Source organism: Flavobacterium sp. MEB061, assembly GCF_000834715.1.
In the GTDB taxonomy this organism is placed as follows: Bacteria; Bacteroidota; Bacteroidia; order Flavobacteriales; family Flavobacteriaceae; genus Flavobacterium; species Flavobacterium pectinovorum.
This window is the reverse complement of record NZ_JXQR01000005.1, coordinates 101,693-123,967: the sequence shown is the minus strand read 5'-3', so window position 1 is coordinate 123,967 and position 22,275 is coordinate 101,693. Positions and strand designations below refer to the sequence as shown.

Here is a 22,275-nt window from a genome sequence, read left to right as displayed (position 1 = left end):
AATGGAAAAACTTCAAGGAGAAATTAAAATTGAAACGTCCAATATTTTAAATGATTTTAAAAAGCATTTAGAAATTGATAATAATAAAAGAATACTTTTTTCTGGTCCTTTTGGAACAGGAAAATCAACTTTCTTAAATGAATTATCTCAAAATGAAAATGATGATTATTTCTATTTAAAAATATTTCCAGTTAATTATTCGGTTTCTGCAAATGAAGATGTTTTCGAGCTTATAAAGTTTGATATATTATTTCAATTAATAGGAAATTATTATAATCAAATCGACTTGGAAAAAGAAGATTTTACATTGCTTTTAAAAAGTCAAGTCTTTATCATGGAGCATCTGAAGTTTATGCCTCTTTTGTATGCAATACTTGGGTTTAGTGAAAAAATTGGTACTCCAATTGTTGATTTTATAAAGGCATTAGAGCAAACCGTAGGAAACTTTAAGAAGTTTAGTAAAGATATTAAGATTGATGAAGAGGGTGATATTAAAGCTTTTTTAAAATCAATTGAGGAAAAAAAAGGAAATACTTATGAAATGGATGCAGTTTCAGGGTTGATTTTTGATTTGATACAAAGAGTAAAAAAACAGAATGATAAACAGTCAGTATTAATTATTGATGATCTAGATCGATTAGATCCAGAACATATATTTAGACTTTTTAATATTTTTAGTGCTCATTACAATCAAATCAATGGAAATAATAAATTCGGTTTTGATAAGATTATTTTTGTTTGTGATATAGAAAACATTCGAAAAATATTTCATCATCGATATGGTTTTGATGTTGATTTTTCAGGTTATATTGATAAGTTTTATTCAATCACCCCATTTGATTTTGACAACAGAAAATACGTTAAAAATAAAATTAGAGAATTGTTACAGAAAGTAAAACTTGATACCCAATTAGATTTTTATAATTTTCATACTAATCAGAGATTTTTTATCGTCGTAAGAGCTGTTGTTCAAACATTGATAGATGCAAAACTATTAAATCTAAGAATGCTATTATCTTGCCCTGATCTTATGATCCCGGATTATTATTATGGAAAAAAAACGGGTAATGCACAAAGCGTACTAAATTCACCTCTAATAGTTTTATTTTATCTGTTAAAAATTTTTTATGGTTCATTTGATATATTAGAAATGAAAATAAAATTTCTATATGAATCTTTTGATCGTGAAACTTTTAAATCGGATCATAATTATCAATATATAATAAGTAGTGAAAGTGATGTAGAAAATTTAGTGTCTTATTGTTTACCATTTTTATTACCAGAAGATGTTGCATATGAAAAAGATGTACAAGACAAAACTTATTATCTAGAAAATTATGGTTGTACCATTCATTATAATGGATTCAATAATAATTATGTAGGCTTTAAAAATTTTCAAAAGGCAACCAGAGGGGATAATGTAAATTCAGAAGAAATTGAATTAAATCCTTACTTGATTTTATTTGATACGTTTACTAGATGTAAAAAAAGAGGAATATTAAAATAAATTAAGAAGTATTTATAAAAGAAATTCTATTCAATAAATATTTATTATAAAATACCGAATACCATCAGATAACAATGAACGACTTTTTTTCTACAATCCGAAAACATCAGGAACAAAAATTACCTTTTGTTATTTATTCTAAACCCAATTCGTCGCTTCTTTTTGCCTTTTTACAGCAAGACGATACTTTATATACAGTTACAGATTACAGCGAACAGGGATTTGTTTTTGCCTCTTTTGATGAAAAACAATTGATTTTAATTCCCGAAAAGCAATCTAAAATTATAAGTACCGAACAAAAGGAAATTAAATTTGATTTTAATGAAATTGATGATTTAGGTTTTGATCCTGAAGCAAAAACTCAATATGAAGATTTAGTTACAAAAGGAATCGACGCCATTAAAAACGAAGAATTCAAAAAAGTAGTTTTATCCCGAAATGAAAAACTGGAATTGACAGATCTTGATTTTGTCATCACTTTTCAGCGTTTGATTCATTTGTATCCAACGACTTTTTCCTATTGCTTTTTTCATCCCCAAATTGGATTTTGGATGGGAGCAACACCAGAACAATTATTAAAAGCAAATGGAAATGTTTTTGAAACCACAGCTCTTGCCGGAACTCAAAAAGCAAATCTGGAAGAAGAAATTCTTTGGCAGCAAAAAGAAAAAGACGAACAGCAATATGTTACTGATTTTATCGTAAAAAGATTGCGTGAAGTAGCGTTATCAGTTATTGTTACAGAACCTTACAGCATAAAAGCCGGATCGATCTGGCATATTAAAACCGATATTTCGGGAGTTTTAAATGATAATTCTACACTTGAAGAAGTTATCGATACATTGCATCCAACTCCTGCCGTTTGTGGCTTGCCAAAGAAAAAGGCAAAAGCATTTATTATTGAAAATGAAAACTATGACAGAACTTTTTACACCGGTTTTCTGGGAGAATTAAACAGCAGTTTTGCGCGTAAAACAGTAAGTTCTGATTTATTCGTAAATTTACGCAGTATGCAAATTCAGGAAAAAAGCGCCATTTTATACATGGGATGCGGCATTACCAAAGAAAGCATTCCGGAGAAAGAGTGGGAGGAAAGCGTCAATAAATCGATGACGATGAAAAGAGTTTTGAATATAAAAAAGAATAGTAGTTGTTAAAAAATAAAAGTTTCAAGTTTCAGGTTTCAAATTTCTTGGAACGGGAAACCTGAAACTTGAAACAAAAAAAAACAAAAAGATTATTTAGTTTTCAGCCACAGTTTAGAACTTGAAACTTAAAACCTGAAACAAAGAAAACAAAAAGCAGATGAAATTAGACATATTAGCCTTTGGTGCACATCCGGACGATGTAGAATTAGGTTGCGCAGGAACTATATTAAAAGAAGTTTCCCTTGGGAAAAAAGTGGGAATCGTTGATTTAACCCGTGGCGAATTAGGAACGCGCGGAACAGCTGAAACAAGAGACGAAGAAGCAAAAGCTGCGGCAAAAGTTTTAGGCGTTTTAGTACGTGAAAATTTAGAAATGCGTGACGGTTTTTTTGTAAATGATGAAAAGCACCAGCTTGAAGTTATTAAAATGATTCGTAAATACAAACCAGAAATCGTTTTGTGCAATGCGGTTGACGATCGCCATATCGATCATGGAAAAGGAAGTAAATTAGTTTCTGACGCTTGCTTTTTATCCGGGTTAATGAAAATCGAAACTTCCATTGACGGAGAGCAACAAGAAGCCTGGAGACCAAAAGTGGTTTACCATTATATTCAATGGAAAAACCTGGAACCCGATTTTGTTGTAGATATTACAGGTTTTGAACAAAAAAAGGTAGAGGCAGTTTTGGCTTATAAAACTCAGTTTTACGATCCGAATTCAAAAGAACCTGCAACGCCAATAACAAGCAAAAACTTTCTGGAAAGCCTAAATTACCGTGCACAAGACTTAGGAAGGCTTGTTAACAAAGATTTTGCTGAAGGTTTTACTGTCGAAAGATGTTTGGCAGTCAATAGCTTAGAAGATTTGATGTAAAAAGTTCAATATTTTTTCAATTTTTTATTTGCGGAAGTAAACATTAGTTGTATATTTGCAACCGCTAAGCAAAATGGTGGTTGTAGCTCAGCTGGTTAGAGTAGCGGTTTGTGGTGCCGCGGGTCGCCGGTTCGAACCCGGTCAGCCACCCAGAAATTTAAAGCCTTGAAGAAATTCAAGGCTTTTTTTGTGCGCCTAATTTAAATTCTAAATTTTATCCCGAGGCTTCGGGGCCAAATTCCAAAAACCAGATTCAAATTTCAAATCCCAACTCCAATTTTGAATATAGCCCGTGGTTTCAACCACGGGGACGCTACGATCTACAAACAAAATCGCCAATCTTTGTCAAAGTTTTAAACTTTGACAAAGATTACTCCACATAATTAAATGAACTTATATAACTTATATGGTTCAAAAACACACAACATTGGAATATTTATTTTTGTGAAACAAAAAAAGCATGACGTTTAAATCATGCTTTTAGTTGGTTTATTATATTTGGTTTGTATTATCGAATCTCCTCAAAAGTAGTTCCTTGTTTAATATCGCCTGTTTTAAAACCTTTTTTAAACCAGTACATTCTTTGTTCTGATGTTCCGTGAGTAAATGAGTCCGGGACAACCTGACCGCTCATTTTGCTTTGAATGGCGTCATCACCAACAGCATTTGCAGCACTTAAAGCTTCGTCGATATCATCAGTATCTAAATTTTTCTGATTGTAGTGTGTCCATACTCCGGCGTAGAAATCTGCTTGCAGTTCTAATGCAACCGAAAGTTTATTAGCTTCTGCTTCGCTTTTTCCTTCTTGTTCCTGATGCATTTTAGCCGAGGTTCCTAATAAGGTTTGCACGTGATGCCCAATTTCGTGTGCTATAACATACGCAATTGCAAAGTCACCACCTTTAGCCCCAAATTTTGTTTTAAGCTCTTCAAAGAAACCTAAATCCATATATACTTTTTGATCTCCCGGACAATAAAATGGTCCCGATGCGGAAGAAGCCCCGCCGCAAGCTGTTTGAACAGAACCTCTAAAAAGCACCAATTTTGGGTTTTTATACGTCATTCCGTTTTCTTCAAATATTTTACTCCAAATATCCTCGTTATCAGCCAGAATTACCCTGACAAAGGCCCCCATTTCCTCATCTTCCTTGCTTAATGGTGCAGCGGCTTCAGTTTGTTGTTGACCGCCTTGGACTTGCTCTAAGACATTTCCAATAGTTTGGCCTGTTTCGCCGCCAAAAACATTTAATAACAAAATGATGATACCAATAACTCCACCACCAACAGCTACTTTTCCTCCAGAAAGTCCTCTTCTGTCCTCTACGTTATCACTTTGTCTTCTGCCTAGCCATTTCATATTTATTATATTAAAAGTTATTATAAATTTTGTTGTACGAATTTATATATTTTTTTGTAAAATATGTTCTATTAAAATGATTTACTTTATTATTTTATCCATTTAGATAAAGCTTCTTCCACAGTTCCGCGAATGATTGGTTTAGAAATATAATCGTTCATTCCGGCCGAAATACATTTGTTTCGCTCATCTTTCTCGGCGCCTGCCGTAACAGCAATTATGGGAATATTTTTGCCGCTTAAAGTATTTCTAATCGCTTTTGTGGCTTCATAGCCATTCATAATTGGCATCTGAATATCCATAAAAACTAAATCAGGATTAATGTTTTCAATTTGATTTACAGCTTCATAGCCATTTTCGCATTCAAAAATAATAGTATTTAAATTAAGGTTTTTTACAATTGTTTTTAAAAGAAGCATGTTTACTTTATTATCTTCAACAATCAAAATATTTAGTTTTTTTTGATTAGAATAATAGTTCAATGCATAATCAGGATTTCTGTTTTTTAGAATTTCTTTGTATTTTTCGTTGATACTTTTATGACTAATATTCAAATTCAAATCAAAATAAAATGTACTTCCTTTGTTAATTCTGCTTTCAAGCTGCAAACGGCTTTCCATTAAAGCCAGTAATTGATTCGAGATCGTGAGTCCCAAACCTGTCCCTCCAAATTTTCTCGTTGTAGAACTATCTTCTTGTGAGAAGGCCTTGAAAATTTTCTTCTGATTTTGCTCTAATATTCCAATTCCGGTATCAACAACAGAAAAGCGAAGAATATAATTTTCTTCTGATTTCTTTTCGATTACCGAAACATTTAGTTTTATAGATCCTTCGTTGGTAAATTTTATGGCGTTTGATAAAAGATTGATCAAAATTTGTTTCAATCGCACAATATCTGTCCAGATATATTTAGGAACATTCGGATCAACATTTAATTCAAGATCAAGATTTTTTTGGTTCGATTCAAAAATAATTAAGTCAAATACTTGTCCCAGTATTTTTTGAATATCATACAAATCAATAAAAAGTTCGAGTTTTCCGGCTTCAATTTTAGAAAAATCAAGAATATCATTGATAATTTCAAGTAATGAATGTGCCGATTGATTAATGGTTGTCATGTACTTTTCCTGAATTTCTTCAAGATTCGTTTTCATAAGCAAATGCGTAAAACCGATAATTCCGTTTAACGGAGTTCGTATTTCGTGCGACATGTTGGCCAGGAAATCCGATTTAGATTTATTTGCCGCCTCTGCCAGTTCTTTTGCTTTTATTGCATCTTCACTTTCCTTGATTTTTGCCTGATTTCTGTTTCGGTCCAACGCCGATGAAATATTATTGGCAAGTGTCTGGAAGATATAAATTTCATCATCAGACCATTTTCTTTCCCTCGTGCAATCATCAAAACCAATAAAACCCGAAAAGTTATTATTGGCAAACAGAGGCAAAATCAATATCGATTTAATATTATTGGTAATGAGTAAATTTTTAAAGTAGGTATCTTCCAGATTTCGGGTTAAGGTGCTTAAAACTTTTTTATTTTGAGAATGCAAGATGATTTCCTTTAAATTGTCTTCGGTAAAATTTTGCAGTTTCGTTATTTGACGCTCAATTCCTTCCCGGGTCCATTTGTATTTTTGGCTAATGGTATTGGTTTCAAAATTTTTTTCGTAATAAAAAATGTGATCTACTTTTGATGCCTTTCCAATAATTTCATAAGTTTCCTGAAACATTTTTTGCGGACTTTTGCTCAATAAAAATTTCTCTGTACAAAGCGCCAAAGCCGATAATAATTCACTTTTAAGTTCCAGTTTTTTCTCGGCCTTAAGCCTCATTTGAGAAGAAATTGCCAATGAGATTACATCCGAAATTGTTCTCGCATAATTAATATCTTCATTATCCCATTCTCTTTTTTTCTCGGTACTTTCAAAACAGGCAACTCCTGCCAATTGTCCGTTTAAAAAAATCGGAACATCAAGCATCGATTTTATTTTGTTTTTGATGAAGTAAATTTGCTGAAATTCAGATGTTTCCAGTTTATTAAATACATCAGAAGCATTGATGATGGCTTTGCTTTTTAAAGTTTCAAAATAGATTGGATAAGATTCTTTATCGAGAATGTTTTTATCGTTTAAACTTTGATTGTCCCGGCTGAATAAATTTCGACAGGTTATAGTATCGTTTGAGTATTTCCAAAAACTGACTCTGTTTGTTTTAGAAACTGTTGCCGCTTCCTGAATAATAAAATCAATTACGGTTTGCAAATCGCTGTAACCGCGAAAATCTGTTGTCGATAATTTTTTGGTCGAATTATTGTAGGCTTCGATTTTCTCAAGACGTCTTTTTTTCTCGTTTTCGATGTTTTTTATTTCCGTAATATCTCTTGCTATACCTGCGTATCCATTTGTTTCGCCCAAATCATTTTTGCGAATAATAACTTTTTGTGAAATCCATAGTTCTTCGCCGTTTTTCTTTATAACCGGAATTTCAATGGTCGGATAATTAAGTTCGTTTCGTTCTAAATTCTCATAGAAATCAACGGCATTTTTGATGTAATCTTCATGAATAAAATTTGAATAATGCTGCGAAATCACTTCTTCTTCTGCATAACCCAAAATAGAATATCCAAACTCATTGATAAAAGTAAAATAACCGGCGACATTAATTTCAAAAATAATATCGGTCGCGGTCTGAATCAGGTTTTTGTATTGATCCTGAACGATAATTTGTTCTGTAACGTCTTGTCCAATACTGATAATTAAATCATTAGAGAATTTTTTATCTTTCCATTGAATGTATTTGAATTCGCCGTTTTTACTTTTTAGTTTTCGAATGTAGAGTTTATTATCAATATAAGTTTTGTGATAATTCTCTCTTATAAATTCCGGATCTTCGGTTAATTTCCAAAATTCCATTGCCATTACTTCGTCAGGCGAATATCCTAAAATTGTTGTTATGGTTTCGCTGCTAAATAATACTTCGCCTTTTTTATTTGTAGCAATCGTTAATGAATTTCCTTTATGAACGATTTCGTTTGTAAACCTGAAATTATCCCTGTTGTTTAGTAAAACGGCATAATTTACGTGATTAATAATGAAAACAATAATGCAAAAATTGATCAGTAAAATTGATGATTTTAATGGAATTGCATGGAAAACTAAGGTTGCAATAAGGTATAAAAAGACGATTGATACGAAAGCCCAATAAATTTTTATGGGTTTTAAAATACTGTAAGAGAAAAAAAACGAAAGTAGAAAAGTAATAATCGGGATAACATCATTTTGCAGATATATAATGTTACGGGCAACATACGCAATGTAAATGAAGAAGGAAATAATGAAAATTCTCTGGGTTCGGTCCCGTAGAAATTTGATTTTATCAGTAACTAAATAAAGCAGTAAAACTGAAAATCCGATAATTACATTAAAAACTAATAAACTTCGTGGCCGAATCTTGAATATTTCATTAATAATTTCGATTACAATAATTGAAATTCCAAAGAATAAAGCATACAATTGATATTCTCTATGTGCAGTTTCGCTTTCCAGTTTTTTCTCGATGAAGTAGCCAATTTTGGCTTTAATTCTAAAAAACTGATAAATCAATAAACCTATAAAACCGAATAATGACAGCCCCAAAATGATGAGTTTGGGATTATTGTAGAAAATAATATCGGATTTAAAAACAAACCAATTTGTGGCAATCGATTTTAAGGCATCACCAAAATTGGCGATTCCTAAAATCGATGAGTTAAAAAAACTATAGTTTTCTACCATAGTATTTGGGGTATGTTTTAGTTTAGTAATAGCAATTTGGAATTTTCTGAAAAGAGTAGGTCAGGCTCTTTTTGTTCTCAGAATCTTCAGTTTTATTCTGAATCAGATCCAATTGAATCAATTGAATTCTCTTCTTCTATATTTAATATAGCGCTATATAAAGCGTATTTTACCGAATAAGTGATAGGAATTGTAAAGGCTACGCCAATACAACAGCCAATTAAACCAATGGCTGAGCCAACGCCGGCAACAAAAAGCAAAAGGATTATTGTAAATGGTTGTTTGCTAACGATAATAATGCTTGATTTTATGGCGTCTATAGCGTTTAAATCTCCAAAAATAATTAGAGGTATTGCTAATGAGGTAAATATAGTGATTGCCAGTGCAATAAAAGTATCAACAAGAATAATTCCAACCATATTAAAGAGAACGGAAATGAAACCACTTACTAGTGAAATTAATAATGTTGAGATAAAAAGCTGTCCAAAATGACGTGATGTGTAATAGGTAAAAACGGTAGAAAATTTAAATTCTTCATCTCTGTCTGCACAATATGCCATTTTTAAAAAACCAGCAGTAAACGGACTAAAAAGTGCTGCAAAAAAAGCAATTACTACGCTGTAAATAGCCAGTACAGATGTTGATGTTTGCTCGTTTTGAAGGTTTTTTAAAAATTCTTCATTAAAATGCTGAACTCCATACAATGAAACCAAAAGTCCTCCGCCAAGAAAAAACGCTAAAATCGAAAATACCAAAAGTATTAATCCCGCATAAAGCGCTATTTTTTTATAGTTTTCGAAAGCATGGTTAAAAACAGTAGAAAAGTCTAAGAAATAGCCATTATTTTTAATGTCTTCAATTTGATCAAGTGTAGATTTCATTTTTTTTTAAGTAGAATTGTTTTATATTCCAGTGGTATTTAATTATTGAAACGTAAATATAATATTTTTAATCAAATGCGTACGAAAATCTACAAAATAGTACGAAGATTGTTTTAGTGGTTATATCCAGTCTAATAAGCGTTTAATGGAAGCCAGTTTATCTTTGTAAGGTGCATAACGCATTGGTAAATCGATCCAATTGCCTTTTTTGACTACTCCTTTGTGATGCGTAAAAATGTCAAAACTCAATTGACCGTGGTAAGCGCCAATTCCGCTATGGCCAACACCGCCAAAAGGCAGTCTTTTATTAGAAAAGTGAACAACCGTATCATTGATACAACCGCCTCCAAAAGAATAAGTTGCAATTAATTTTTTGGTAAAAGATTTATTTTCGCTAAAAATATAAAATGCAAGAGGTTTCTCATAACGGCTCACAACATTTTTAATTTCGGTTTCTGTTTCGTAAGTTAGAATAGGTAAAATAGGACCGAAAATTTCTTCTTTCATAACCGGACTTTCCAATCCCGGTTCTTCAATAAGTGTTGGTGCGATATAAAGCTTATTAGCATCTGTTTCTCCTCCAAAAATTATTTTTTCAGATTTCAGCATATTAGCCAGTCGAAGCCAATTTTTAGTATTTATAATTCGGGCAAAATCCGGCGATTTTTCCATTTTTTTGCCATATGCTTTTGTAATTTCTTCCATCATAAAAGTGATGAAATTGATTTTCATATTTTTTTGAATCAAAATATAATCTGGTGCAATGCAAGTTTGACCGGCATTAATAAATTTTCCCCAGACAATTCTTTTTGCAGCTAATTTTAAATCGGCAGTTTCATCAATAATACACGGGTTTTTTCCGCCTAATTCGAGCGTCACCGGTGTCAGGTTTTCTGCAGCAGCTTTGGCAACGATTTTTCCAACAGCCACGCTTCCTGTAAAGAAAATATAATCCCAGCGTTTTGCCAATAAACTGTTTGCTTCTTCAACTCCTCCCTGAACGACATCAACATGTTTTACATGAAACGTTTTTTGGATAATTTTTGCAATTATAGAAGAAGTATTTGGGGTAAGTTCCGAAGGCTTTAAAATCACTCTGTTTCCTGCTGCAACAGCAGAAATTAAAGGGCATAATGCCAGTTGAAAAGGATAATTCCATGGTGCAATTACCAACACTTTTCCGTAAGGTTCTTTGTAAATATAATCTGTTGAAGGAAAGTTAAGGAGGGAAGGAAAAACACGTTTTGGTTTTGCCCATTTATGAATATTTTTGATCGTGTCTTTTAGTTCCGAAATGACATAATTAGTCTCTGTTAAAACAGCTTCAAATTCAGGCTTTTTAAAATCATCATATAAAGCTTTTACAATTAAATCTTCGCTTTTCTGAATGTTATATAATAATTTTTTGAGCGTTTCTTTTCGGTATCCGATATCATTTTTATAGTCCATTTTACGATCAGCTTGTTTTTTTGTCTATGCAAGTTAATCGATAAAAATTAAAAAATTAAGAAAATAATCATAAAATCATAATGCATTCCAAATGGTTTCGTCGGGAGTTGGTGCAACAATCGTAATATTTTCTTTTGAGACAGGATGTACAAAAACTAATTTTCTGGCATGAAGATGAATTCCGCCATCAGGATTACTTCGGTCAAAACCGTATTTTAAATCGCCTTTTATAGGAGAACCAATTGCCGACAATTGTGCACGAATTTGGTGGTGGCGACCTGTGTGAAGATTAATTTCCAGAGCTACATAATTTTGAAGTTCTTTAAAAACAGTGTAATCCAGGCTGGCGATTTTGCTATCGGGAACTTCTTTTAAATGTGCTTTTGAAGTATTATTTTTTTCGTTTCGTTTAAGATAATGGACCAATTTGGCAGTTGTTTCCAAAGGTTTATTCTTGACAACTGCCCAATAGGTTTTTTGTGTTTCGCGATTACTGAACAATTCGTTCATCCGCGTTAAAGCTTTACTGGTTCTGGCAAAAACCACGATTCCGGTTGTAGGTCGGTCCAAACGATGAATCACCCCCAGAAAAACGTCGCCAGGTTTATTGTATTTGTCTTTAATGTATTCTTTTACAACATCAGATAGAGGTTTGTCCCCCGTTTTATCACCTTGCACAATATCGCCTACGCGTTTGTTAACCACAATAATATGATTGTCTTCGTGCAGAATTTGGAGATTACTTTTGTTGGAAACGATTTTCATTATTAGACTTATGGGATTTTTAGATTTTAGATTTCTGATTTTAGATTGAAAAGTGAATAAAGAAAACTTTTGAACCTTTGTTACTTTGAGCCTTTGTACCTAAAAAAGTAACCTTAAAAAATCTTAGCAACTTAGAATCTCAGAACCTTAGCAACTTAAAAATTAATATTGTTCATTAGAATTAGGGAAATCACTAGATTTCACATCAGCAGCATATTGACCAATTGCTTTTGTCATTTCTTCGTAAAGATTTAGGTAACGACGTAAAAATCTTGGACTAAATTCGTTGTTCATTCCCAACATATCGTGAATAACCAAAACCTGTCCGTCTACGCCGCCTCCGGCACCAATTCCGATAACAGGAATCGAAATACTTTTAGCTACTTTTTCGGCTAAATCAGCAGGGATTTTTTCCAAAACAATACCAAAACAGCCAATTTTTTCAAGCAATTTAGCATCTTCGATTAGTTTTTCTGCTTCTTCGTCTTCTTTTGCACGAACGCTGTAAGTTCCGAATTTATAAATAGATTGTGGAGTTAAACCCAAGTGTCCCATAACGGGAATTCCTGCGTTTAATATTTTTTTGATCGATTCTTTAATTTCTTTTCCTCCTTCTAATTTTACTGCGTGACCACCGCTTTCTTTCATGATTCTGATGGCAGAACGCAAGGCTTCTTTAGGGTCAGACTGGTAACTTCCAAAAGGTAAATCAACTACAACCAAAGCTCTTTCGATAGCACGAACTACAGATGAAGCATGGTAAATCATTTGGTCTAAAGTAATTGGCAAAGTCGTTTCATGACCCGCCATAACATTTGAAGCTGAATCTCCAACCAAAATCACATCAACTCCGGCAGTATCAACGATTTTTGCCATTGTATAATCGTAGGCCGTTAGCATAGAGATTTTCTCTCCGTTGCTTTTCATTTCGATTAACGACTTTGTAGTGATTCTTTTATAATCTTTTTTTGCTACTGACATTTTATTTTTTATTTTTTTTGAAGATGTAAAAGTATTGAATAATTATAGATTGAAATCAGCAATAGAAGAATATTTCAATAAAAAAGAGCTTTCCGTCTTTGAATTCTATTCTAAATTCGCTGTCTTCAAATTGCAGGGAGTACGAATGTGGTGCTTTGATAGAAGCTGTTATATAAGTGCCGTATTTTTCGATAAATGCTTTTTCAGTTATTGTGTTATCTAAAACCGAATTGGCATTCAAAATCATTTTATTGTTTTCATTGATAAAAACCTTTACGATTTCAACTTTGTTTTGTTTTTCATCAACAGAAACTTCTAAATCCGGATAATAGTAAAACAAATCACTTAAATAAACACCACATTCATCGCCTATACTGGCTGTTTTTGCAGGTTTTCCAAAGGTTTTAACTAATTCTTTTTGAGTAAGAAACAAAGATTTTGTTTTAATACCTTTCAAAATAAATTCGGCTTTTTGTGTAAATGCAATAATTTGTTCCGGTAATTTATGTTTGTCTAATGCTTTGGCAATAGCCACATTTAGTTCTGTATCAGCAATTAGTTTAGGGTCGTTCAATTGTTTAACAACCTCAGAATATCTTTGGTACGCAGGAGCTAGTTTTGAATAATCGCTGTTCCAGGCAAGTTCTACAATTCGTTCGGCAACAGTTTTTCGTTCAGCAATCGCATCAGGATTCAGTTTGTCGAATTCTTTGATTAAGGTATTAAAATCAGGTCTTTTGCCAATGAATTTTCTCAGTGTAAATTTTGCATATTCAGGGTCGAAATTCCCACCAATATTCACCCATTCGTCTTGATTTTTAGGAAGATAATTTACCGGAACAGGATCTCCGGTAAACAAAATTTCTTTAATTTTTGAAGTTTTATCCGGAAGTGCCCTTGCTTTTAAACCCGCCACCAAAACAAAAAGATGATTTCCGCCATAATATTGATCGCCGCCTGCCAAAACCGGATTTTCGTTATCAACAGTTTTAATGTCGGCAGCATTTAATCGTGTTCCCACAAATTTTTCAGGAACATAACCTTCAGATAAATTATCGGCTTTTACTTTGTACCAGCCATTTTCATTTTTAGATAATAACTGAACTTCGGCACCATATTTAAAATAACCTAAAAATTCAGCAGAAGCACTTGCCGAAGTATACAATCGGGTATCTGAATTTAAAAAATAACGTTCCTGGGCTTGTAGTAAAATAGAGCAAAATAATAATGCTGCTATAAAGTGGTATTTTTTCATGTAGTATTTTTTGTCGCCACGAATTTCACGAATTATCACGAATATCTATTTACTTAACGAAAATTAAAAAAAATAATTCGAGATAATTCGTGAAATTCGTGGCAAACTTTTATTTAGCAATCAGCCATATTAACCGCAATTGCAAGTCCGCCTTCAGAGGTTTCTTTGTATTTTGAATTCATATCTTTTGCCGTTTGCCACATCGTATTGATTACTTTATCCAATGGAACTTTTGCATTTTTAGAATCGGTTTCTAAGGCCAATTCGGCAGCATTTATCGCTTTTATGGCGCCCATTGTATTTCTTTCAATACACGGAATTTGTACTAAACCACCAATTGGGTCACAGGTTAAACCAAGATGATGTTCCATTGCAATTTCGGCAGCCATTAAAACCTGAGCAGGAGTTCCGCCCATTAATTCACAAAGTGCCGCAGCAGCCATCGCTGACGAAACGCCAATTTCGGCCTGACAACCGCCCATTGCTGCAGAAATAGTAGCTCCTTTTTTAAAGATACTCCCAATTTCTCCGGCAACCATCAAAAATTGTTTGATTTCTTTTTCGCCGGCGTTATGGTTTTCAATCACCAGATAATACATTAAAACAGCCGGAATCACACCAGCGCTTCCGTTTGTAGGCGCTGTAACCACGCGGCCAAGCGAAGCATTTACTTCATTTACGGCAAGTGCAAAACAGCTTACCCATTTTAATATCTGGCGAAATTTCACTTCGGTTTTTCTGATTTCTTCCAGCCATGATTGCGGATCAGAATAATTTGATAATCCAATTAAATTCTGATGCATATCGAAAGCTCTTCTGCGCACATTTAATCCGCCCGGAAGAATTCCTCCTGTATGACAGCCAATGTACATACATTCGAGCATAGTGTGCCAAATACGTATTAATTCCGAATGAATTTCGGTTTCAGGACGCATTGATTTTTCGTTTTCATAAACAATTTCAGAAATCATTTTGTTTTCTGAAACCGTATAATTTAAAAGTTCAACTGCATTTTGAATCGGGAACGGAAAGGCACATTTTATTTCTTCTTTTATTTTGGCATTGGTACGTTCTTCTTTCACCACAAAACCACCTCCGATAGAATAAAAAGTAGATTCATATTCAGAATCATCGGCTTTGTAGGCCGTAAATTTTAAGCCATTGGCATGAAAAGGGAGAAAATCTTTATTGAAAACAATGTCTTGAAGAAAGTAAAACGGAATCGTAATCTGGTTTCCCAAAACGATTTCATTTTTGGTTTCGATCGATTTTATGATTCCCGCAATATCTTCAATGGGAATATATTCAGGATCCTGACCGCTTAAACCAAGCATAACTGCCAAATCTGTAGCGTGGCCTTTTCCGGTTAAGGAAAGCGAACCGTATAAATCGACTTTGACTCTGGTAGTTTGTTCTAAAATAGATTCGTCTTTTAACTCTTCTAAAAAACGTTCTGCGGCGCGCCACGGACCTAATGTATGGGAACTCGACGGACCAACGCCAATTTTAAGCATATCAAAAACAGAGATACATTCTTCCATTGTTCAATTTTTATTAAGACAAAGATAATTGAATAATGCAACGAACGAGAATATTTAATTGTTAATGTTGCGGTTTTGTTAAAAAAGATATTAAATTTTAATAATTTGGCAATGAAATAAATTTAATTGCTTAATATGCAGTTTTCGTAAAGAGTTCGAGGTTTTTTTAGGTATTTTTGTAATGAAACAATCACTAAAAAATCCGGTTTTTTTAACTTTTAAACAATCGGATAAATAATAACTTCTGATATGTTTTTTCAATTTTTAGAAGCTTTTTTTACAAAAAAAATTGAAATACCACAAAGAAGATAAAATCACATTATGATAGAATTTTTCAAGCATTTATTACAAGAATTCGAATTACCGCTTAACAATCCAGTATTAATTTTTTCGTTGATACTTTTCATTATTCTGCTGTCTCCAATTTTACTAAAAAAAATAAATATTCCCGGAATTATAGGTCTTATAATTTCTGGTGTAGTCATAGGTCCTCACGGGCTTAATATTCTTGCCAAAAGCTCGGCAGTTGATTTATTTTCAACCATCGGACTTTTGTATATCATGTTTATCGCGGGTCTTGAACTTGATATGAACGAGTTTAAAGCCAATCAAAATAAGAGTTTATTATTTGGATTTTTTACTTTTATTTTCCCTTTATCTATTGGTTTTCCTGTTTGTTATTATTTACTGCAATATGATTTTAATGCCAGTTTTTTAACGGCAAGTATGTTTGCCACGCACACTTTGGTAGCATATCCAATTGTGAGTAAAATGGGAATCTCAAAAAATCAGGCAGTTGCCATAACCGTTGGAGGAACAATTTTAACTGATACTGCTGTTTTGATTATTCTTGCCGTAATTATGGGAAGCGCCCAGGGAAATCTTAATCAGGCTTTCTGGATAAAATTAGGGGTTTCGCTGGCTATCTTTTCAGCCATTATGTTTTTGGTTATTCCGAGAATTGCAAAATGGTTTTTCAAGAAATTAGAAAGTGAAAAACATGCGCATTATATATTTGTACTTTCAGTCGTTTTCTTCGCCGCCTTTTTGGCCGAAGTAGCAGGAGTAGAGCCTATTATTGGTGCTTTCGTTGCCGGTTTGGCATTAAATCCGTTAATTCCGCATTCATCTGCATTGATGAACAGAATTGAGTTTATTGGGAATTCATTGTTTATTCCGTTTTTCCTGATTTCTGTGGGAATGCTGGTTGATATAAGTGTTATTTTGAGCGGACCAACCGCTTTAATTGTTGCCGGTACGTTGAGTGTTGTGGCTATTTTTGGAAAATGGTTTGCGGCCTTTTTTACCCAAATTGTTTTTAAATACACAAAGACAGAAAGACAGCTTATTTTCGGATTGAGCAGTGCGCACGCTGCAGCAACTCTGGCGGTAATTTTGGTAGGTTTTAAAGCGAAAATTTTAGATGAAAATATATTAAACGGAACTATTATTTTAATTCTGATAACGTGTATTGTGGCTTCTTTTGCTACAGAAAAAGCAGCTAAAAAAATTGCCATTTGTGAAGAAGAAGTTTCTCATGAAGATACCAACAGAGATAAGATTCTGGAAGAGCATATTTTGATTCCGCTGGCAAAAACTTCTGCAACAGCGAGTTTGTTGGATTTTGCACTTTTAATAAAAGATAAAAAATCTGCCAATCCGGTTACTTTGCTAACGATTGTTCCGAATAATGATCAGGCCGAAAAAAATATTTTAAGATATAGAAAAGCTGTTGATAAATTTGTAATTCAGGGTTCAGCATCTGAAGTAAAAATCAATACCATTGCCAGAATCGATCATAATCCGGCGAGTGGAATTGCGAGAACTTCAAAAGAAATCATGTCGGATATTGTGATTGTAGGCTGGCCGAGAAAAACAGGTTTCCTGGATAAAATTTTTGGAGAAAACGTAGATTCAATCATTAATAACGTAGACAAAAGCTTATTTATCTGCCGATTTGAAAAACCTTTTATTGAAGAAAAAAGATTGGTATTTATTTGCCCGCCTTTTTCAGAAAGAGGAGTTGGATTTCAGCTTTTACTTCAAAAAATCTGCCGATTATCACAGGAATTAAGTATTCCGATTGTGATTTATGCCGAATATAAAACCCATCAGTCTATTTTGCAGATTGCTGCTAATTTGAAACTTAGCGCAAAATTAGGATTCAAGAGTATTTTAGATTGGGAAGATTTTGAAGCCATTTCAGATGAAATTAAACCAACTGATTTAATTGCTTTTAATTTATCAAGAAAAGGTTCCGTTTCATACCAATCTATTTTTGATAAATTACCACAGAAATTCGAAAAATCATTTGAAGAAAATAACCTGATTTTGGTTTATCCGCAAGATGATAATAAAGTAACTTCTATGGATGCTTATGAAGATTTTACCGCTACGCCATTGACAAAAGGTCTTGAAGCTATTGAGCAGATTGGTAGAGGTTTGGGAAGTATTTTGAAGAAGGGATAATTTTTTTAGGATAGAATAAATGAAAAGAAAACTGCTGTTAATTTCGTTGATATTTATAACTTTTGTGACAACTGGACAAAATAAAATGAAAAAAGCTGAAGAACTTATAGATAAAAAAGATCCAGGCTGGGTAATTGTTGAAGGCTGGATTAAAACCGCCAAAAATAAGGTTGAGATTTTACCTGTTGATGAATTAAAAGCAAAAGAAGCATTATTTCATACTCAGGTTACAACTCGTTCTCCGATGGGAGCAATTGTTTTTATGACAGGAGGTATTCTAATTGATGATGGCTGGATTAGAATTTTAGGTTCAGGAAATTCAAGATTTACTCGAACACTTCCTGATTGGAATAAAGGAAAATCATTTAATGAGTTTGGTGAAACGCCACCTTTTTTATTAATTGCAGATGATGCAATTGGTGGTTTTTATCTATTGAATGGAGGTGGATTAGGAACCGATGTAGGTAAAATTTATTATTTTTCTCCTGATAATCTCGAATATGAACAACTTGATATTACGTATTCTGAATTTTTAGAATTTTGCTTTAATAATGATTTAGATAAATTTTATGAAGGTAACAGATGGAACGGATGGAGAGAAGAAGTTTCAAAATTAAAAGGTGATGAAGTTTTTAATTTTTACCCTTTTCTTTGGACAGCAGAAGGAAGCGACATTAATAAAAGTTCGAGAAAGATAATTTCAATTCAGGAACAATATGGTTTAAATTTAGATTTACGAAAACAACTTGGTTTCGAAAAGTAATTTTTAAAAACTACAAAAATGAATCACAAAATCAAATCAATACGGCCTTTTATCGGCGCTAAAGATTTCGAAATCTCAAGAAGTTTTTATCGTGATTTAGGTTTTGAAGAAACAGTTTTAGAAAGTAATTTTTCTGTTTTTAAAAGTGAAGAAATTGCTTTTTACCTTCAGGATTATTATACAAAAGACTGGATCGAAAACACGATGATTTTTCTTGAAGTTGATGATGTCGATCGTTATTATAAAGAACTTTTAGCCTTAAATCTTCCCGAAAAATATGAAGGTGTAAAACTTACTCCAATTCGTAATTTAGATTGGGGAAGAGAATGTTTTCTGCACGATCCGTCGGGTGTTTTATGGCATTTTGGAGAGTTTAAATAAAAATTTTGCCACGAAGGCGCAAAGGCACAAAGTTTTTTTTGACAATTTGAATTAGTGAAAATTAGTGAATTGCTTCGCCTGTTCGCTGTCGCTCGGGCCGTGGCGAAAAAAACTTATAAATTAAAATCGGCCAAATGAATTGTGTTATTTTCTCTCTGATACCAATCATTATAAACTAATTCTACTTTATCAACTGTAAATTCCCCAAAATTATAATCTCGGAATTTCTCTGCAACAGCAATTAATTTCTCCGGATTTTGAAGTTTTTCCTGAAAACGCATTACAGTCGAATGCGCGGTTGAAATTGCATAACGACTATCAATACTTTGCTGCAAAGTAGATTTTTTAAAATTCTCACGAAGTTTGTTTCGTAAATTATTCAAGCTTTCATCGGCAGGAAAACCCTGAATCATTAGCGCAGAAGGCGAAGCTGTTACGCCTCGAAATTCAATTTTAATTTTGCCTAAATTAATTAAACTTTCCTGTATGACTTTGATGTAATCCTCAATTGAAATTTTATCTAAAGTAAAACCTTCATAACACGAAATAATCGACATTAGCGTAATATGAATATCAGCATCAGGATAATAATATTGTCTGGGTTCAATTGCCTTTAATTCGTTTAAAAACAACTGAATATTGGTTTTGATTTTTTCGCTTGGGCGAATGAGTAACGTAATACCAAAACGAGAATCTGAGGGATTATTGATTTGAGAATCTAATTTATAATTTCCGGCTAAAATAGCTGCTGCAGATTTTTTATAAAGTTGATCGTAATGTTCGCTTAAATCCATTGAAAGTTATTTCTTTTTCGCTTTTTCCAGATTTTCTTTCACTCTGAATTTTACAATTTTGGCAATCAAATCAAACGGCATAGGTTTATCCAAAGGAAATTGGACAGAACCTTTTCCGGACTTGTATTTCGAAAGTTCTTCTTTAAATTCTTCATGACCACTTGGCAACGCATACAAGCCAATGTGATTTTTAAAAGCGGCAAAATAAACTACAATTCCGTTTTGCTCAAAAGCCGGCATCGAATAACTGATTTTTTCTTTAGCATCCGGCGCTGCTTTCTGAATTGTCTCTCTTATTTTCTCCAGAATTTCCTGAACCTCATTTGGAAATCCGCCTATATATTCGTCGATATTTTTGGGTTTCTTCGTATCCATTTTTATATTTTGTTGTTTTAGTTTCAAGTTTCAAGTTTCAGGTTCTGCGAGAACTTGAAACTTGAAACAAAATAAACTTGAAACTTTTTTTATGCCAGACCTTTCGGGAATCTGTCTAAAACAAGATTCAATAAAATATGGTGTTCTAAGTAAGCTTTTGCTCCGGCTAAAACCAAAGTGAAACCTTCGGTAGAATTTCGAACCTGATCGATTATTTTGTCCGTATCTCCTTTAAAACCAGAATTGGTGATGCTTACAAAAGTTTCATTTTCGTTTAATGGCGTAAAAACCCATTCAACTATAGTGCTTTCATCAGGATTTCCCCATTCGACCACAATTTTTTTATTTTCCTGCAAAACATGTGTAGTAACCATTAATGAAAAGCCATACATTTCCCATGTCCATTCTGTTTTTTCATCTTGTTTCAGTTTTCCTGAACCTTTTGTAAACCAAAATTTACTGGTGATTTCGGGATCAATAAAAGCCTGAAAAACTTCTGAAACAGGTTTTCTAATCAGCATTTCGGCTTTTGCGAATTTATTATTTTCTGTTTTCATCTTTTGGAAGTTAGATGTTATGTGTGAGAAGTTATATGTTAATGAGTAAAAGTTGAAATGTAAATATAAGGCTAATTGTTTAATTTTAAAAGCAAAGCAAATAACTCATAACTCAAAAATCATAACTACAACTCTTTTTTCTCAATCCATTTTCCAACAGTTGGTGCTGTATAATTTTTCATTTGATTTAATAAATCATCAATATTATCACTTACCAAAAGCATTTTTTGATTAACATCTTTCAATAAACCTTTTTCAACCATTGTTTGGGTTAATTCAATAAGAGAATCATAAAATCCGTTGATGTTTAAAATGGCGATTGGTTTTTTGTGTAAACCTAATTGTGCCCAGGTCAGCATTTCAAAAAGTTCCTCCAGAGTTCCAAAACCACCCGGAAGCGCAATAACGCCTTCGCATAAGTCGTTCATTTTGGTTTTTCTTTCGTGCATGCTATCAACAAAAATCAATTCGGTAAGACCCAAATGTGCTATTTCTTTAGATCTTAAGAAATCAGGAAGAACACCAATTGCTTCTCCGCCGGCATTTAAAACGCCATCGGCTACAGCGCCCATCAAGCCTACGTTTGCACCACCGTAAATTAATTTAATATTTTGTTTTGCCAGAGTTTGTCCGAGTAAAACGGCTTGTTCTTTATAAATTTCTTCGGTTCCAAAACTGGATCCGCAAAAAACAGTTATGCTTTTCATTTAATTATTTTTTTAATTCGTATTCATAATGGATTACATCAACTCCATTCATATTAAAATTGACTTCGTTTATTTTTTCGGCTCCAAGCTTTAAAACGGCTTTTTGCGAACGGAAATTTTGTTCTGCAACATGAAAAATCACCGAGTTTAAATGCTCAAAAGCATAATCGATCATTAATTTTTTTAAAGCTTTGTTATAAGGCCCGCCCCAAAATTTTCGGGTAATAAAAGTAAATCCAATTCCCACACTTTGTTTTTCGGTGTTGTAATCGTAAAATCGGGTTGTTCCCATAACTTCGTTGGTTACTTTATCTAAGATTAAAAAGGCACCGTTTGAGTTTATAGCGCCATCAAAAAAAGGTTTAAAAACTTCAATTTTATATCTGTCTTTTATAGGATATTGTTCCCAGATTAAAGGATCGGAAGCTGCTTTAAAAAGTTCTTCAAAATGATTTTCCTGCAGCGGAATTAATTTTATAATGTCGTTTTCTAAAACTTCTGGTTGTAAATAGAATGTTGTCATATTTTTTATTTTTTTGCCACGAATTGCACTAATTTGCTCTAATTAAAAGTTTTTTTACAAAGTTTGTCATTTCGACGAAAGGAGAAATCACATCCTGAAATCGACAAAGATTGGCGACATATTTTGTGGAGTTTCTTACGGAGACCCTTCCTTCGTCAGGATGACAAAATGGAGA

General features: G+C 33.0%; 19 protein-coding genes and 1 tRNA gene. 7 read left to right on the top strand and 13 right to left on the bottom strand.

The window, feature by feature from the left end; all coding sequences use genetic code 11:
* Position 1: 1 nt before the first annotated feature.
* From RT99_RS02130 to RT99_RS02115, 4 genes are all read left to right on the top strand, one after another.
* Complete coding sequence (locus RT99_RS02130; protein ID WP_042563080.1) at positions 2 to 1,507, top strand: P-loop NTPase fold protein; 1,506 nt, start codon at positions 2 to 4, stop codon at positions 1,505 to 1,507.
* Between the two features lie 74 nt (positions 1,508 to 1,581).
* Positions 1,582 to 2,664: a chorismate-binding protein gene (locus RT99_RS02125; RefSeq protein WP_042563079.1), complete on the top strand. Its 1,083-nt coding sequence runs from the start codon at positions 1,582 to 1,584 to the stop codon at positions 2,662 to 2,664.
* A gap of 148 nt (positions 2,665 to 2,812) precedes the next feature.
* Positions 2,813 to 3,529, top strand: a complete 717-nt coding sequence (bshB1, locus tag RT99_RS02120) for a bacillithiol biosynthesis deacetylase BshB1 (RefSeq protein ID WP_042563078.1) — start codon at positions 2,813 to 2,815, stop codon at positions 3,527 to 3,529.
* A 76-nt stretch (positions 3,530 to 3,605) separates the two neighbouring features.
* Positions 3,606 to 3,679 (top strand) — tRNA-His (locus tag RT99_RS02115).
* Between the two features lie 358 nt (positions 3,680 to 4,037).
* Here RT99_RS02115 and RT99_RS02110 read toward each other — a convergent pair.
* From RT99_RS02110 to RT99_RS02075, 8 genes are all read right to left on the bottom strand, one after another.
* The gene (locus RT99_RS02110; protein WP_042563077.1) at positions 4,038 to 4,886 is read right to left on the bottom strand and encodes a neutral zinc metallopeptidase; all 849 of its coding nucleotides are present in this window, start codon (positions 4,884 to 4,886) and stop codon (positions 4,038 to 4,040) included.
* Between the two features lie 89 nt (positions 4,887 to 4,975).
* The gene (locus RT99_RS02105) at positions 4,976 to 8,659 is read right to left on the bottom strand and encodes a response regulator (RefSeq protein ID WP_042563076.1); all 3,684 of its coding nucleotides are present in this window, start codon (positions 8,657 to 8,659) and stop codon (positions 4,976 to 4,978) included.
* 92 nt (positions 8,660 to 8,751) lie between these two features.
* On the bottom strand, positions 8,752 to 9,540 hold the full coding sequence (locus RT99_RS02100; protein WP_042563075.1) for a hypothetical protein: 789 nt from the start codon (positions 9,538 to 9,540) through the stop codon (positions 8,752 to 8,754).
* Between the two features lie 120 nt (positions 9,541 to 9,660).
* Positions 9,661 to 10,989 carry an aldehyde dehydrogenase gene (locus tag RT99_RS02095; protein WP_042563074.1) on the bottom strand — a complete coding sequence of 443 codons (1,329 nt, stop codon included), beginning with the start codon at positions 10,987 to 10,989 and terminating at the stop codon, positions 9,661 to 9,663.
* Between the two features lie 75 nt (positions 10,990 to 11,064).
* Entirely contained in the window at positions 11,065 to 11,754 is a 690-nt protein-coding gene (locus tag RT99_RS02090) for an RluA family pseudouridine synthase (protein WP_042563073.1), read from the bottom strand.
* 162 nt (positions 11,755 to 11,916) lie between these two features.
* Positions 11,917 to 12,735 carry a 3-methyl-2-oxobutanoate hydroxymethyltransferase gene (gene panB / locus RT99_RS02085; protein ID WP_042563072.1) on the bottom strand — a complete coding sequence of 273 codons (819 nt, stop codon included), beginning with the start codon at positions 12,733 to 12,735 and terminating at the stop codon, positions 11,917 to 11,919.
* Between the two features lie 55 nt (positions 12,736 to 12,790).
* Positions 12,791 to 13,990 carry an SH3 domain-containing protein gene (locus RT99_RS02080; RefSeq protein WP_042563164.1) on the bottom strand — a complete coding sequence of 400 codons (1,200 nt, stop codon included), beginning with the start codon at positions 13,988 to 13,990 and terminating at the stop codon, positions 12,791 to 12,793.
* A gap of 113 nt (positions 13,991 to 14,103) precedes the next feature.
* Positions 14,104 to 15,531, bottom strand: a complete 1,428-nt coding sequence (locus tag RT99_RS02075; RefSeq protein ID WP_042563071.1) for an L-serine ammonia-lyase — start codon at positions 15,529 to 15,531, stop codon at positions 14,104 to 14,106.
* Positions 15,532 to 15,852: 321 nt separating this feature from the next.
* On the opposite strand from RT99_RS02075, the gene RT99_RS02070 reads away from it, so the two are divergent.
* Genes RT99_RS02070 through RT99_RS02060 form a run of 3 tightly spaced genes read left to right on the top strand, consistent with a single transcriptional unit; the run spans position 15,853 to position 19,144 of the window.
* Entirely contained in the window at positions 15,853 to 18,000 is a 2,148-nt protein-coding gene (locus RT99_RS02070) for a cation:proton antiporter (RefSeq protein ID WP_042563070.1), read from the top strand.
* Between the two features lie 19 nt (positions 18,001 to 18,019).
* The gene (locus RT99_RS02065; RefSeq protein ID WP_207384876.1) at positions 18,020 to 18,763 is read left to right on the top strand and encodes a DUF2625 domain-containing protein; all 744 of its coding nucleotides are present in this window, start codon (positions 18,020 to 18,022) and stop codon (positions 18,761 to 18,763) included.
* 18 nt (positions 18,764 to 18,781) lie between these two features.
* Entirely contained in the window at positions 18,782 to 19,144 is a 363-nt protein-coding gene (locus tag RT99_RS02060; protein WP_042563069.1) for a VOC family protein, read from the top strand.
* Positions 19,145 to 19,257: 113 nt separating this feature from the next.
* On the opposite strand, the gene RT99_RS02055 is transcribed toward RT99_RS02060, so the two are convergent.
* The 5 genes from RT99_RS02055 to RT99_RS02035 all read right to left on the bottom strand — a co-directional run bounded on the left by RT99_RS02055 (position 19,258) and on the right by RT99_RS02035 (position 22,100).
* A complete protein-coding gene (locus RT99_RS02055) occupies positions 19,258 to 19,938 on the bottom strand; it encodes a 2'-5' RNA ligase family protein (protein WP_042563068.1) in 681 nt (226 codons plus the stop codon).
* 6 nt (positions 19,939 to 19,944) lie between these two features.
* Positions 19,945 to 20,313: an iron chaperone gene (locus RT99_RS02050; protein ID WP_042563067.1), complete on the bottom strand. Its 369-nt coding sequence runs from the start codon at positions 20,311 to 20,313 to the stop codon at positions 19,945 to 19,947.
* An 89-nt stretch (positions 20,314 to 20,402) separates the two neighbouring features.
* On the bottom strand, positions 20,403 to 20,870 hold the full coding sequence (locus RT99_RS02045; protein WP_042563066.1) for an SRPBCC family protein: 468 nt from the start codon (positions 20,868 to 20,870) through the stop codon (positions 20,403 to 20,405).
* Between the two features lie 125 nt (positions 20,871 to 20,995).
* Positions 20,996 to 21,577 (bottom strand): TIGR00730 family Rossman fold protein, encoded by a 582-nt coding sequence (locus tag RT99_RS02040; protein WP_042563065.1) that lies wholly within the window; start codon positions 21,575 to 21,577, stop codon positions 20,996 to 20,998.
* A gap of 4 nt (positions 21,578 to 21,581) precedes the next feature.
* A complete protein-coding gene (locus tag RT99_RS02035; RefSeq protein ID WP_042563064.1) occupies positions 21,582 to 22,100 on the bottom strand; it encodes a GNAT family N-acetyltransferase in 519 nt (172 codons plus the stop codon).
* Positions 22,101 to 22,275 lie beyond the last annotated feature (175 nt).

Excerpts from the sequence above, each read along its gene's own strand:
- RT99_RS02100 (WP_042563075.1), bottom strand. The coding sequence starts at position 9,540 with ATGAAATCTACACTTGATCAAATTGAAGACATTAAAAATAATGGCTAT.
- bshB1 (WP_042563078.1), top strand. The coding sequence starts at position 2,813 with ATGAAATTAGACATATTAGCCTTTGGTGCACATCCGGACGATGTAGAA.
- RT99_RS02035 (WP_042563064.1), bottom strand. The coding sequence starts at position 22,100 with ATGACAACATTCTATTTACAACCAGAAGTTTTAGAAAACGACATTATA.
- RT99_RS02090 (WP_042563073.1), bottom strand. The coding sequence starts at position 11,754 with ATGAAAATCGTTTCCAACAAAAGTAATCTCCAAATTCTGCACGAAGAC.
- RT99_RS02070 (WP_042563070.1), top strand. The coding sequence starts at position 15,853 with ATGATAGAATTTTTCAAGCATTTATTACAAGAATTCGAATTACCGCTT.
- RT99_RS02095 (WP_042563074.1), bottom strand. The coding sequence starts at position 10,989 with ATGGACTATAAAAATGATATCGGATACCGAAAAGAAACGCTCAAAAAA.
- RT99_RS02045 (WP_042563066.1), bottom strand. The coding sequence starts at position 20,870 with ATGAAAACAGAAAATAATAAATTCGCAAAAGCCGAAATGCTGATTAGA.
- RT99_RS02080 (WP_042563164.1), bottom strand. The coding sequence starts at position 13,990 with ATGAAAAAATACCACTTTATAGCAGCATTATTATTTTGCTCTATTTTA.
- RT99_RS02075 (WP_042563071.1), bottom strand. The coding sequence starts at position 15,531 with ATGGAAGAATGTATCTCTGTTTTTGATATGCTTAAAATTGGCGTTGGT.
- RT99_RS02110 (WP_042563077.1), bottom strand. The coding sequence starts at position 4,886 with ATGAAATGGCTAGGCAGAAGACAAAGTGATAACGTAGAGGACAGAAGA.
- RT99_RS02105 (WP_042563076.1), bottom strand. The coding sequence starts at position 8,659 with ATGGTAGAAAACTATAGTTTTTTTAACTCATCGATTTTAGGAATCGCC.
- RT99_RS02060 (WP_042563069.1), top strand. The coding sequence starts at position 18,782 with ATGAATCACAAAATCAAATCAATACGGCCTTTTATCGGCGCTAAAGAT.
- RT99_RS02050 (WP_042563067.1), bottom strand. The coding sequence starts at position 20,313 with ATGGATACGAAGAAACCCAAAAATATCGACGAATATATAGGCGGATTT.
- RT99_RS02130 (WP_042563080.1), top strand. The coding sequence starts at position 2 with ATGGAAAAACTTCAAGGAGAAATTAAAATTGAAACGTCCAATATTTTA.
- RT99_RS02040 (WP_042563065.1), bottom strand. The coding sequence starts at position 21,577 with ATGAAAAGCATAACTGTTTTTTGCGGATCCAGTTTTGGAACCGAAGAA.
- RT99_RS02125 (WP_042563079.1), top strand. The coding sequence starts at position 1,582 with ATGAACGACTTTTTTTCTACAATCCGAAAACATCAGGAACAAAAATTA.
- panB (WP_042563072.1), bottom strand. The coding sequence starts at position 12,735 with ATGTCAGTAGCAAAAAAAGATTATAAAAGAATCACTACAAAGTCGTTA.
- RT99_RS02065 (WP_207384876.1), top strand. The coding sequence starts at position 18,020 with ATGAAAAGAAAACTGCTGTTAATTTCGTTGATATTTATAACTTTTGTG.
- RT99_RS02055 (WP_042563068.1), bottom strand. The coding sequence starts at position 19,938 with ATGGATTTAAGCGAACATTACGATCAACTTTATAAAAAATCTGCAGCA.